Below are 13,409 nucleotides of genomic sequence, written 5' to 3'. Positions count from 1 at the left end.
CCGTTCATTCTAAAGAAACCTGGGTTGATTTCTGATTGGCTTTGTCCCAATCCGGCCAATGGTCGGCTTCCAGAATCGGCAGCAGCACCGAGAGCAGTTTTCGGCTGCCTTCCAGCACCTGTTTTTTATCCGGATAGAGGATTTCTGAAAAGCCTATCCCGTAAAATTTCCATTCAACTTTGCAAAAGTAAGAGTAACGGCTGAAGAAATTGCCCCCGAGAATGGCCCGGGTTTCGGTTCGGCTGGAGGCGTATTTGCCGTTGGTTTTGAAAAAGTATTGAACCCGCAGCTCTTTTTCTGTCGGCATCGGGCCGCGGGAGATCTGGCTGAACAGAATGGACTGAAACCGAATCGCGTCCGGAACCTTCGCCCGCATCGCATCCGGCCAGAATGTTTTGTCGATGGCCACTTCGAGGATTTCGTCGCCCAGTTTTCGATTGCCGCCTCCGACATAACATTCATCCGGAACATGCGGGACCATATCCGGATTGCCTGTATAATAGGTGATAAACAGAGAGCAGAACCGCAGTGGGCTGTCCGCCGGCATCTCTTTATCCTCCAGCTCCCACTGCAGATACTCTTCTGTTCCCAGACTGTCCAGAACATCCCGATTGGTAATGCGGTTTTTCCGGACAACCGCGTAGGGGGCAAGTTTGGTCTCATCCAGTTTTTCCAGAGAGGCCTTCAGGGGAATCGGCAGTTTGGAAAAGTGAATGCCCATCTGACGAATGGTGAATTCTTTGGAGGCGGAGGCCGCCGCCAAAATCCCTGCACAAAGGAGAAACGAAGGGGTTTTCAAAAGGCGCAGAGCGTCTTTCACGAGGCACCTCCTTCTCCGCCGGAGGATTGAGAGGGCTGTCTTCGGATGATGACGGACGGGGCGGTTTGGGTTTCATCGACAAAGAGATTCTCCATCAGCCAGGCAAGACCCCAATAAAAGAAAAAGGCCACAAAAATCATCATCATTCCAAGCAGGTCGTGATAAACGCCCTGGGCATAGCGGGGGTCGCCGAAGATATAAATCAAACCTGTCACAGTCACGCGGATGACATTGCAGATAATCGCAATCGGAATCGTGCTCAGAAGAAGAATGATTTTCTGCCAGCCCGGCCGTTTATGCAGATAAGCCATCAGAACACTCAGGGCCACAAAAGCCCACAGCAGACGCATGCCGCTGCAGGCTTCTGCCACATCCAGGGCCGGTTCGAGCGGAACGCCTTTGTATTCCACTTCAATTGTGACCCCTTGAGCGACGGCTTCCAAACCGGGAATCAGATTGAGAATCATCGTGGAAACATGCGAAGCAAGCAGACGCAGGGGTCTGGAGATTCGCGTATAAATGTCGGCCGGCAGGGGGATGGCAAAGTACAGGTAAAAAACAGGAAGCCACAGATGCCGAAACAGGGGCCAGCCGCCCAGCAGCAGGACAATCGAAGCCAAGGCCGTGAGCATCAGCAGAGGACGACCGTAGCCGAATTTCAGCACGACTATATTCAGGACATACAGCAGCAGGGAGGCAAGCAGTCCGACCGTCCCGAAAAGCAGACTAGGTTTTGCCGGTGTCTGAAGAACCTCTGCTTTGCGTCGATTCAGAAGGTAAAGGCTGAACAGGGGAATCAGAAAGCCGTGCGACCAGCTGGGGTCTGTCCACTGCCAGACCAGACGATGGATTTCCTCATAAAAAAACGCATAAAACAGCAGCGCAACCGCTCCAATCTGCACATACACTCCAACCGGAACCTGATTCCAGGAGGGACTGGAGGCTTGTGAGGCAATGGCGGATACTTCTTTTGCCGACTGCGATTGGCTCATGAAGTTCGTTCCGTTCGGTTACCAGGTCCAGATATCTTCAAAATCTTCGTTGGCAAAATTCCTGTCATAGACAAGCCCGAAGCCGTAGGTAGCACGGAAGGCATTCCGCAGCACAGCCAGATATCGGCTGCTTCCGTGTGTTCCTACGTTAATGAGGTCATAGGGTTTGATAAAGAAATCCGGCTGAAGACCTTTGGCAATTTTTTTGAGGTCCACCAGCACAATTTGTTCCTGAGTCAGACCGGAAGGATTTTTACCAAGACGACGAATTACCTCTACTTTCTGGGGATAAGCAATCTGGTTCAGTCCGCCGGCAGTGGCGATAGCCTGTTTGAGTGTGATGGGTCTTCCGGTCAATGGGAAGGGACCCTGGGCATTCACATTCCCTAAAATCCAGAATTCTCCGATGATGTCCAGCGGGACGGTAATTCTGTCTCCCGGACGAATCACAATATTATAGCGGGGGTCTCCGGCCAAAAGGCGGTCAACCGGAATCCGGATAACACGAGTCGTTGTTTTTGTTTTCCCGATATCTCTGGCGCCGAATCCTTCCGGCAGCGGTTCCTGAGGAACTTGTCTGGGCTGGCCGGCAGGCGAAGGCGTCGTTTGCTTGGCGAGCGGAACGGCGGACCGCACTTTGGGAATCCATTTTCCGTTTTCATATACCCATTCAATCGGTTCCGGTTCAATGGGAGCCGCCTCCTGGAAGGGCTGCTCAGACTGGATCGATTTGGGAGTAGGCGGTTCGAAGCCTTCTGGAAAAGCCAGCGCTTCCAGCTCATCCCGCGTGGCCATTTCAGCGGAGGCAATCAGAATGCCGGAGCGTTTTGCGGCTGTTTCAGCCGGAGTGATGATTTCAAGGAGCGTTTTTTCATGCACTCCGGAAGGGTCCGGCGGTAAAGCAGGTGGGGCGGATTCCGCCGGCTTTTCAGTTTCTATCGGATTAATGGGAAGAAATTCCGACTGTTCAGCCGGTACGTCACGGGAGACATAAATGTAGCTGAGGTTGAATTCAGCAATGCTTCCGGTCAGAGCGATTGCATCGGTCAGGCGGAAGGTATAACGAGGAAGCGGAAAACGGCCGGACGTGCCCAATCCCTGTCCGACAATGGAAAAATACTGTTTTTGTGAGTTGATTAAGCTGACTGTAACAGAGGGATTTTTCAGGATATTGGGGGACAATATATCCCGGATTTCCTGTTCCAGTTGAGGTTCTGTCAGGCCGGCCGCCTGAACGAGGCCGACATCCGGTATCGATATGCGGCCTGTTTCCGTGACGACATAGTTATTCGTAAATAATTGGCCTTCCTGATAAAGTTCGAAGATGCTGATTTGAACCACATCCCCTGGACCAAAGACGTAGTCTGTCTGGAAGTCAATCAGGTCTTCCGGTCTGGGGTCCTCAGCGCCTTCATAGGCGGGACTCGGTTCTTCCGCAACTCCCAGCGTGTTTAAGATGACGTTCACCTTCGGAGTCGGTTCAAAGCGTCCAATTTGTGTAGGGTCTAATGGGTCGTTGTAGCATCCGAAGAGAAAACAAAGGACCAGAACGTTTGCCAGGTTCGTTAAAAAGGTTATTTTTTTCATTTTCCCACTCACAAGTAAGATTAAAAAAGACAGTCCAGACACACAACTGCTTTAATATCTGGCTTTATGGTATCCTATCTCTCCTATCGGTTGATTCAAAGGCTCTCTTCAGTGATATATCGGTCATAAAACCTTTGTCGGCATATTATTTATGTGTTTCTGAATGTTAAATCCCGCTCTTTTTGGGTTCATAAAAATAGAAGTCCCTTTTTCACGGACTGTGCCTTTCCGATGTTCGAGCAGAAAAAGGGATAAAAATCCTTCTTTTTAATATAGAAAAACCTGTCATTGAACAAGTTTATAATCGATTTGGATAAGAAGATTTTTGGCGAATAATCCACTTGTTATATCGAATATGTCTATATTTCGCGGAATCAGGGTTTTCCCTCTTCCTGAGAGTTTCCAGTTATAGAGGATAGCCATTACGGCGGTTTGATTGGGAACGTTTTGAATCATTACTCGGTCGATAAGTCCTGTTTTTTGATTTCGATAGAAGACCGTTTTCAAACCGGGCGATTTGAGGTCCATCGGGATAGGGAGATAGGCCTGGCCTTCCAGAGAGACTGTTGAGCCTTCAGTGAAACCTTCAACGGGGAGCAGGCCGCTGCCGTAGAGAACTCCGGCATACACAGCCAGAATCGATTCAGCATTCCATTCTCCGAGAGGATTTTGGGGGGAAGAAGAGCGGGAAAAGCCGTTTTTGTCCCATTTCCAGTACATTTTAGCGTGGGGTTCTTCGGAGACGATTTCAAGGGATTTGGCGGAGGGACAAATTTTGTGCTCTTGTTCAGTGAGGTAGGGTTTTCCGGTTGGCAGATAAAAGACAGTGACGGCCTGGGCTTTTAGGAGGTCAGGACAAGCTCCGCTTCTTTCTGGAGAAGATTGCGAGGTTTTCTGAGAAGCACAGCCGGCAAGAATGAAAATTACGAGCAGAACCGGATGCATCCTTCTTACCAGGGTCATATGCTTTTCCTTTCCATCGAAAAGAAAGAACAGGCGGTCCTGTTTTGCAGGACCGCCTGTTCGGACAAATCAGCATTCGATTTGTGACAGCTTTTCGTAAAGGGCATATTTCCGTTTGACGTGCTTCTGGGCTTCCTCCAGGAGCCGCTGAGCGGTCTGCGGCTCGATTTTCTGCAGGATCCGGAAGCGGTTTTCCCCTTTGGCATATTCCGCAAAGTCCATTGTGGGGGCTTTGGAATCCAGCTGAAGCGGATTCTTTCCTTCGCGAGCCAGCCGCGGGTCGAATCGGTACAAGGGCCAGTGTCCGCAGGCGACGGCCTTCTTTTGCTCTTCATAGCCGCGGCTCATATCCTCGATGCCGTGTGCGATGCAGTGGCAATAGGACAGAATCAGGGACGGTCCGTCATAGCTTTCCGCTTCCACGAAGGCCTTGACGGCCTGGGTCGGGTTGGCTCCGATAGCGATGGAGGCCACATAGATGTTGCCGTATGTCATGGCAATCAGCCCCATATCCTTTTTGGGCAGGCGTTTGCCGCCGGCTGCAAACTGGGCAACAGCACCGAGAGGAGTGGACTTGGACATCTGGCCGCCTGTATTTGAATACACTTCTGTGTCCATCACCAGAACGTTTACATTTTCGCCGCTGGCCAGGACATGGTCGAGTCCGCCATAGCCGATATCATAGGCCCAGCCGTCGCCGCCGACAATCCAGACGCTCTTTCGAACCAGGTAGTCAGCCACGGTCAGGAGCCGCTCACATTCGGCACAGTTGCTTTTCCGGCAGGCGGCTTTCAATTCATCGACCCGAGCACGCTGGGCCTCGATGCCTTCCTGTGTATCCTGGGTTTTCATCCCTTCCTTGAGACTTTCGGCCAGTTCCTTGCTCACGCAGCCCGCGGAGGCTACCCGGTCGAGCAGTTCGAGGGCGTGCGTCATCATTTTGTTAATGGCCAGCCGCATGCCCATCCCGAATTCCGCATTGTCTTCAAAGAGACTGTTGCTCCAAACAGGACCGCGTCCGTCCGCCCGTTTGGTGTAGGGCGTGGTGGGCAGATTGCCGCCGTAAATCGAAGAACAGCCCGTCGCGTTGGCGATGTAAAGGCGGTCGCCGAACAGCTGGCTGATTAATTTGATGTTGGCGGTTTCACCGCAGCCGGCGCAGGCGCCGGAGAACTCAAACAGCGGCGGAACCAGCTGGCTGCCTTTGATGGAAGCCAGTTTGAATTTTTTCGGGTCCGTGTTCGGGATAGACAGGAAGAAGCGGAAGTTCTCCCGCTCCTGGGCCCGCAGCGGTTCCTGGAGGGCCATATTGATGGCCTTGCGTCCGGTCGGCTGTTTATTGGCGTCTTTTTCAATACCCGGACAGGTTACCACGCAGGCCTCGCATCCGGTGCAGTCTTCCGGAGCCACCTGCACCGTAAACTTCATTCCGGCGAATTCCTTGCCCTTGGCGTCGGTGCTCTTGAAAGCGGCCGGAGCGTTCTTCAGGCAGGCCGGGTCATAGGCCTTGATGCGAATTGCGGCATGAGGACACACGAACGAGCACTGGCCGCACTGGATGCACAGTTCAGGTTCCCAGACCGGAATATGTACGGCAATGTTTCGTTTTTCGTACTGAGTTGTGCCGGTTGGGAATTTCCCATCGCAGGGCATCTTGCTGACGGGCAGCTTGTCGCCCCGTCCGGCCAGGATTTCCGCCGTGACGGTGCGGACAAATTCAGGGGCGTCATCCGGCACCATTTTGGCCATTCGAATCTTGCTGGTGGCTTTCGAGGGCACCTGGACTTTGTAAACCTTTTCAAGGGCCTGGTCCACAGCGGCGTTGTTCATCTGGATGATTTTTTCGCCCTTCTTGCCGTAGGTTTTGTAAATGGCGTCTTTAATGGCTTTGACGGCCTGTTGAATGTCAATGACGCTGCTGATCTTAAAGAAGGCCGTCTGCATGATGACATTGATGCGGCTTCCCAGTCCCAGCTGCTCGGCGATTCCAATCGCGTCAATCACATAGAAGTTGATTTTCTTGTCAATGATTTGCTGCTGCACCTCCAGGGGGAGGGTATCCCAGACTTCCTCCGGACCATGGCTGCTGGTGAGCAGGAAGGTGCCGCCGGGCTTGAGGTTGGAAAGCATATCGTATTTTTCGAGGAAGCTCGGATTGTGGCAGGCCACGAAGTCCGCCCGGGAAATCAGATAAGGACTGCGAATCGGGTCCGGACCAAACCGCAAGTGAGAAACGGTAATGGTGCCGGCCTTCTTGGAGTCGTAAACGAAATAGCCCTGAGCATAGTTGGGCGTCTGTTCGCCGATAATTTTGATGCTGTTCTTGTTGGCTCCGACGGTTCCGTCTGAACCGAGTCCATAGAACAGACCTGTGAAGGTCTTTCCGCCGATGTCAAACGATTCATCCACCGTCAGACTTGTGTGGCAGACGTCGTCAATAATGCCGACGGTGAAATGATTTTTCGGCTGCGGGGCATCCAGGTTGTCAAAGACGGCCTTGACCATAGCCGGCGTAAAGTCCTTGGAGCCCAGGCCGTACCGTCCGCCGATGATTTTCGGATAGTCCTTGAACGGTGCCCAGCCTTCGGACATTCCTTCTCCCACAGCGGAGCGGACATCGAGGTACAGCGGTTCGCCGATGGAACCGGGCTCTTTGGTGCGGTCCAGCACTGCAATCTTTTTGACGGTTTTCGGGAGGGCCTGCACGAAGTGTTTGCTGCTGAACGGCCGATACAGCCGGACCTTCAGGACGCCGACCTTTTCCCCGCGAGACGTCAAATAGTCCACGGTTTCGTGCACCACATCGGCGCCGGAGCACATAATCACGATGACTTTTTCCGCATCGGGGGCTCCGACATAGTCGAACAGATGATACTGCCGACCGACGATTTTGGCGAATTTGTCCATCGTCTGCTGGACAATATCGGGGCAGGCCAGGTAGAAGGGATTGACGGTTTCACGGCCCTGGAAATAGACATCCGGATTTTGGGCGGTGCCGCTGATCATCGGATGGTCCGGACTTAAGGCCCGTGCCTTGTGAGCGGCCACCAGTTTTTCATCAATCATCGCCCGCATATCATCGAAGGTCAGCTCTTCCACCTTCTGCACTTCATGGCTGGTACGGAATCCGTCAAAGAAATGGAGAAACGGCACACGGCTGGCCAGGGTGGCCTGCTGGGCAATGAGCGACATATCCATCACTTCCTGCACATTAGCGGAAGCCAGCAGAGCAAAGCCGGTTTGCCGGACGGACATGACGTCCGAGTGGTCTCCGAAGATGCTGAGGGCCTGACAGGCCAGCGAACGGGCCGAGACGTGGAATACAGTCGGCAGGAGTTCTCCGGCGATTTTATACATATTCGGAATCATCAGCAGGAGGCCCTGCGAAGCGGTAAAGGTAGTTGTCAGAGCACCCGTGAGCAGGGCACCATGGACGGCACCGGCAGCTCCGCCTTCGGACTGCATTTCCGTTACCGAAGGAACAGTGCCCCAGATGTTTCGTTCGCCGGCGGCGCTTTTCGCGTCGGCCATTTCGCCCATCGGGGAGCTGGGCGTAATTGGGTAAATTGCAATGACTTCGTTGGTAGCATGGGCTACGTGGGCAACGGCCGTATTGCCGTCTATGGTAACCATTTTTCGTGCCATAAAGGTTTCTCCAATTTCAGAAAAAACTGTTAGAGGGAAACGGAAAGTCCCATACCTAAGAGAAATCGACTTTATATCATTTTTTCTCTCTGCAGGCAACGGTTTTTCATCCGTTTCGGATGTTTTTCGGCGGGTGATAGATGCGGAAAAACCGGCATCTGTTCAGTTGTTTGAAGTCAGCGGTTTGCTCTATTCGGATATAGGGGATTCAGAATACAGCGGCGGGAAAAAATTTTTTTTATTCTTTTTCCGAAGGATTGCCGTTATAGTATTTGGGAAGAGACCCAAAAGGCGACAGGAGAAGTAAGGAATGTTCGCAATCCCTGCTGGAATCGGGCTTTCGTACTTGCTGCTGATTCTTTACTTTTTGTCTATCTGTCTCAATCAGCCCCGCTCGTTTGGTTTGGATGATTCCTCCGGCAACCGAAAAAAAGAACAGAAGGACTATCCAGCCGGCTAAAGGAGCCGGAAGGTCTAGTTTTATCGAAGGAGTCTTGCTCGGAATCACCCATTTTAGCGGGCTGCCCTGGAGAGGGCTTGTTCAATGTCATCGAGGATGTCTTTGACGTTCTCAATTCCGATGGAAAGACGTATAAAGTCCGGCGTAACTCCTGTAGCCAGCTGTTCCTGCGGCGTGAGCTGCTGGTGGGTGGTGGACGCAGGATGGATAGCCAGAGATTTGGCGTCACCGATATTGGCTAAATGAGAAATCAATTGGAGGGAGTCGATAAACTTTTTTCCAGCCTCCAGCCCGCCTTTGATGCCGAACCCGATAATGGCACCTGCTCCGCGCGGCAGATATTTTTTCACACGTTCAGCTTCCGGGCTGGAAGGCAGTCCGGGATAACGAACCCAGGAAACAGCCGGGTGGCTCTGAAGATATTGAGCGACAGTCAAAGCGTTTTCTGAATGCCGAGGCATCCTTAAGTGAAGCGTTTCGAGACCTTGCAGATGAAGAAATGCATTGAAGGGTGACATAGCCGGTCCGATATCACGCAGCAGGGTCACGCGGGCCTTGATAATATAGGCAATATTCCCAAGCGGCTTTAGGGCTTCTACGAAGTTCAGGTTGTGATAGCTCGGATCCGGGTCGGCAATCAGGGGGAATTTTCCGTTGGTCCAGTCAAATTTTCCTGAATCAACAATAATTCCGCCCAAAGATGTTCCGTGGCCGCCGATGAATTTGGTGGCGGAATAGACAACAATATCAACTCCGAAATCGATTGGACGCAGCAGATAGGGTGAAACGGTGTTGTCTAAAATAAACGGAATGCCGTGCTGATGAGCCGTGTCGGCAATGCCTTCCAAATCAGCCACATCGAGTTTTGGGTTTCCGATGCTTTCTGCATAAACAGCTTTGGTTTTTGGGGTGATGGCCTTTCGCAGAGCGTTCAGGTCATTGGAAGGAACGAAACGAACCCGTATTCCCATTCTGGGAAGCGTGTAATGAAAGAGATTGTAGGTGCCGCCGTAAAGGTTGTCGGCGGAAACAATTTCATCGCCCGCCTGGGCAATATTGAGAATGGCTAATGTAATCGCTGACTGGCCGCTCGCAACGGCAAGGGCTCCGACCCCGCCGTCCAGAGCGGCCATACGTTTTTCCAGCACATCGGTGGTCGGATTCATCAGCCGGGTATAAATATTTCCGAACTCCTTGAGAGCAAAGAGGTTGGCGGCGTGCTCCGTGCTGCGAAACTGATAAGATGTTGTCTGGTAAATCGGGACGGCTCTGGCTCCGGTGGCCGGGTCAGGGGTCTGTCCGCCGTGTACGGCTAATGTTTCAGTATGAAAGGTTTTTGGCTTTTGTGTCATAGGTGTCCCTTTTCTTTTTGGGGATTAAATGTAATACATCGGTTTTTGCTGTTTTTTCCTCTGATGATCCAAAGCCAGCTGTTCTAATGTAATGGACTCCAGCACCTGCGAAAGGGTCTGTTCGACTTTTGCCCAAATGTCCTGGCTGGAGCATTGTGCCTTGCGTGGGCAGACCCCATCGTCTTGGGTGCAGTCGATGATGGATAATCCGCCTTCGAGGATACTGACGATTTCCCGGGCGGTGATTTCAGAAGGGGGTCGGCTGAGGACATAGCCGCCGTTCGTTCCTCGGAATCCCTCTACGAGTCCTGCGGACCGCAGCGTAATCAGGATTTGACTGAGGTATTTTTCGGATATGCCCTCCGAACGGGCGATGTCTTTCATATAAACAGGGCCTTTGCCGTACTGACAGGCCAGTTCGATTAAAAAGCGTGTTCCGTATCTGGTTTTGGTTGAAATTCTCATAAATTAAGATGATATATCTCTAACATATATACTACTTTTACTACTTGGTATATAATATTATAGGGGAATTTTTTGTCAAATGAAAAAAAGATATTTTTTGCGAGTTTTCTGAATTTAAAATAGAATTCAGTATGAGGCGAAAAAGAATAAAAAGATAAAACGGGCAGATAAAAATGAGAATTGTCATTACTGGCTCCAAAGGTGTCGGAAAAAGCACAATCGGCAAGCTTTTTTCGGACAAGATCGGTCTGCCGTATGTTGAGACCGACACGCTGATTGAACAAAAGTACCTTGAAAACACAGCGGTTCACAAAACCTGCCGGGAGATTTACAGGGAGCATGGGGCTGAGTACTTTCGTAATCTTGAAAATCAAGCCGTGAAGGCACTGGCCGAGGAAGACTGGAAGGTGATTGTCACGGGTGGTGCTACTCTTTTGTCAGCGGCCAATCGGCGGGCACTTCGCTGGAACTCCATTTTGATCCTTTTGACGGCTCAGCCGCAGGCAGCCTGGGAGCGGGCTATCAAAAACGGCATTCCGCCCTGGTTGGAAGGGCCGGAGGGCCGAAAAAAGTTTGAAGAAGAGTCAGCCCGCCGAAATGAGGTTCTTTTTCCTTACGCGGATATTCTTTTGGATACGACCCATCGAAATCCTGAAGAGCTGGCGGAAGAGCTCTGTCAATCTGTGGCCCAGGAAATGGCTGTTCGCTGCACGAATGCGAATACATATGGAGAGCTGATACGGGTTACGACCTTTGGGGAAAGTCACGGACCGGCTATTGGGGCTGTGCTGGACGGGGTGCGTCCGGGACTCCCCTTTAACAAAGAAGAGATTCAAAAAGAGCTGAACCGCCGTCGGCCGGGCCAAAGCGATGTGACCACTCCCCGAAATGAGGCGGATTGCGTTTCCGTGCTTTCCGGGGTTTTTGAAGGCAAAACCACGGGGGCGCCGATCGCGTTAGTGATTTTTAACAAAAATCAGGACTCGCAGGCCTATGAGGGTATTAAAGACCTCTTTCGTCCCGGACATGCCGATTTTACCTTTTATAAAAAATACGGAATTCGGGATTATCGGGGAGGCGGGCGTTCGTCCGGACGTGAAACGGCAGGGCGGGTGATGGCGGGGGCGTTTGCCAAAAGCATTCTTCAGAAGCAGGGGGTTCGGATTTTGGCCCATACCGTTGAAATTGCGGGTATCCGGGCCCAAGTATTTGAGCCTGATGCAATTGAAAAAAATCCCGTCCGCTGTGCCGACCCGCAGGCCGCTGAACAAATGGCGGAGGCAATTCGGAAAGCACGCGATGATTCAGACTCCGTCGGCGGCATTATTCAGTTGGAGATTTGCGGAGTGCCGCCGGGGCTTGGAGACCCTGTTTTTGCGAAACTGGATGCGCGGCTTGCAGGGGCCCTGATGAGTCTTGGGGCCGTCAAGGCCGTGGAAATCGGAGACGGGTTTGCTCTGACTCGGATGCGCGGCAGTCAGGCCAACGATGCCATGGGCGGCGGCGGTTTTTTAAGCAATCATGCCGGCGGAATAACGGGAGGAATTTCGACCGGACAGCCGATTCTTGTGCGTGTCGGTGTGAAACCGACCTCCTCGATAGCCCGTCCGCAGCGGACGCTCGATATTCAGATGCAGGACCGAGTGATTGAGACGCATGGTCGTCATGATCCCTGCATTGTTCCCCGGTTGGTTCCGGTGGTGGAAAGCATGGCGGCTCTGGTTCTTTGGGATGCATGGGAAATCCAAATGCGGCTCAATCCCGATTGGGCGCAGCAGTATGGTCTGAAATAAATTATCCAAAAGCAAAGCCATAAAAAAAGGGACACCGCATAGGTGTCCCTTTTTTATGGCTGCCTTTTTGGCTTGTTTAGAGAGGTTTCAGAGAGGCAATCGCATCCTGCTCTGCTTCCTCCCGAAGAACAATCGTCGGGCGAACGAGAATCAAAAGGACAGATTTGTCCTTGACCGTGCTTCGATTCGTAAAGAGCCGCCCCAATACCGGCAGTTTGCTCAAACCGGGTACGCCTGCTTCGACTTCATATTCGGCTGTCATTGTTAAGCCGCCCAGCAAAACGGTTCCGCGGTCCGGGACCGAGACACGGGTCTCAATTGAGGAAGTCTGAATTGTCGGCAGACTGTAGTCTTCCGTGACTTCTACTGCACCGCCTTCCGGGGTCGGCATCAGGCCAACGGCTGTATCCGTCTGCAAATTGTTAAGAAGGTCCATATAGGTGATAATCCGCAGGAGGACATATTTTTTATCTTCGGTGATAGTCGGCATAACGTTCAGCCGTACCCCGGTATCAATATTTTCGATTGTGTGGGAAAAATAAGCCAGTGTTCGGTCGGTCCCGGCCAGCGTGGTCAGCGTCTCCGTTGTGAAGCTGGCATCTGTTTTAATCCGACGTTCGGTCGTAACTTCAATGTTAGCGGATTCCCCGTTCATTACCATGACCTTCGGAGCCGACAGCGACTTGGTGTTCCGATGCATTTGGGTAGCTCGAATCAGGAATTCCACCTGAAGGTCATCCATCGCACTGCCCCAGCTGAATCCCATGTCCAGTGAGGAACGAAGAGGGGTTCCTGTGGTTGTGGCATCTCCGAGGCTGGAGCCGATAAAGGTGGCTTTCGGCCTGGCCAGATTGATAGAATCCTGGTTGATATTCTGGAGAAAGCCTGTTCCGCCGCCGAACTTGCTGCCGACTCTCCAGCGTGGGATGTCAAAATCTAATCCGATTTCTTCGAGGAAGTTTTCATCGACCAGCAGGAAGCGGGCTTCAATTGCGACCTGATCACCGATGCCTTCTTTGAGTTTCTTCAGGAAGGCTTCCACCTCTTTGTGGACATCGGCGGTTTGATAAACAATCAGTTTGCGGGCATTATACTGCCAGACCCGTCCTTCTCCGCCTTCGAGGTACCAGCTGAGAGGACGCACGGTCTGCTGGAGCAGATAGATGATTTCAACAGCGCGGATTTCGCCTCGCCAGTTCCCGCTCATGCCGGTCATCATCATACCGCCCATCATGCCTCCCCCCATTCCTCCCATACCGCCGCCCATCATGCCGCCTCCCATCATGCCGCCGCCCATCATGCCGCCGCCCATGCCCCCCATGCCTCCTCCCA

General features: G+C 52.2%; 10 protein-coding genes. 2 read left to right on the top strand and 8 right to left on the bottom strand.

Going from position 1 to position 13,409, the window contains the following annotated elements; genetic code table 11:
• Positions 1-4: 4 nt before the first annotated feature.
• The 5 genes from WHS88_04670 to nifJ all read right to left on the bottom strand — a co-directional run bounded on the left by WHS88_04670 (position 5) and on the right by nifJ (position 8,007).
• Entirely contained in the window at positions 5-820 is an 816-nt protein-coding gene (locus WHS88_04670) for a hypothetical protein (GenBank protein MEJ5259467.1), read from the bottom strand.
• On the bottom strand, positions 817-1,812 hold the full coding sequence (locus tag WHS88_04665) for an exosortase/archaeosortase family protein (protein ID MEJ5259466.1): 996 nt from the start codon (positions 1,810-1,812) through the stop codon (positions 817-819). The genes WHS88_04670 and WHS88_04665 overlap by 4 nt, the downstream gene beginning before the upstream one ends.
• Before the next feature lie 18 nt (positions 1,813-1,830).
• Positions 1,831-3,399 carry a polysaccharide biosynthesis/export family protein gene (locus tag WHS88_04660; protein MEJ5259465.1) on the bottom strand — a complete coding sequence of 523 codons (1,569 nt, stop codon included), beginning with the start codon at positions 3,397-3,399 and terminating at the stop codon, positions 1,831-1,833.
• Positions 3,400-3,684: 285 nt separating this feature from the next.
• Positions 3,685-4,362, bottom strand: a complete 678-nt coding sequence (locus WHS88_04655; protein ID MEJ5259464.1) for a hypothetical protein — start codon at positions 4,360-4,362, stop codon at positions 3,685-3,687.
• Positions 4,363-4,431: 69 nt separating this feature from the next.
• On the bottom strand, positions 4,432-8,007 hold the full coding sequence (nifJ, locus tag WHS88_04650; protein ID MEJ5259463.1) for a pyruvate:ferredoxin (flavodoxin) oxidoreductase: 3,576 nt from the start codon (positions 8,005-8,007) through the stop codon (positions 4,432-4,434).
• Positions 8,008-8,317: 310 nt separating this feature from the next.
• Between nifJ and WHS88_04645 the strand changes: the two genes are divergently transcribed.
• The gene (locus WHS88_04645) at positions 8,318-8,467 is read left to right on the top strand and encodes a hypothetical protein (GenBank protein MEJ5259462.1); all 150 of its coding nucleotides are present in this window, start codon (positions 8,318-8,320) and stop codon (positions 8,465-8,467) included.
• A gap of 53 nt (positions 8,468-8,520) precedes the next feature.
• On the opposite strand, the gene WHS88_04640 is transcribed toward WHS88_04645, so the two are convergent.
• Together WHS88_04640 and WHS88_04635 are read right to left on the bottom strand one after the other, a co-directional pair.
• Entirely contained in the window at positions 8,521-9,819 is a 1,299-nt protein-coding gene (locus WHS88_04640; GenBank protein ID MEJ5259461.1) for a homocysteine synthase, read from the bottom strand.
• 24 nt (positions 9,820-9,843) lie between these two features.
• Positions 9,844-10,284, bottom strand: a complete 441-nt coding sequence (locus WHS88_04635) for an Rrf2 family transcriptional regulator (protein MEJ5259460.1) — start codon at positions 10,282-10,284, stop codon at positions 9,844-9,846.
• 173 nt (positions 10,285-10,457) lie between these two features.
• Between WHS88_04635 and aroC the strand changes: the two genes are divergently transcribed.
• The gene (gene aroC, locus WHS88_04630) at positions 10,458-12,077 is read left to right on the top strand and encodes a chorismate synthase (GenBank protein ID MEJ5259459.1); all 1,620 of its coding nucleotides are present in this window, start codon (positions 10,458-10,460) and stop codon (positions 12,075-12,077) included.
• A gap of 76 nt (positions 12,078-12,153) precedes the next feature.
• On the opposite strand, the gene WHS88_04625 is transcribed toward aroC, so the two are convergent.
• Positions 12,154-13,409, bottom strand: a 1,256-nt coding sequence (locus WHS88_04625) for a type II and III secretion system protein (protein ID MEJ5259458.1), incomplete at its 5' end; no start/stop codon positions are given.

Source organism: Anaerohalosphaeraceae bacterium (assembly GCA_037479115.1).
GTDB lineage: Bacteria > Planctomycetota > Phycisphaerae > Sedimentisphaerales > Anaerohalosphaeraceae > JAHDQI01.
This window is presented reverse-complemented; position numbering and strand designations above follow the sequence as displayed.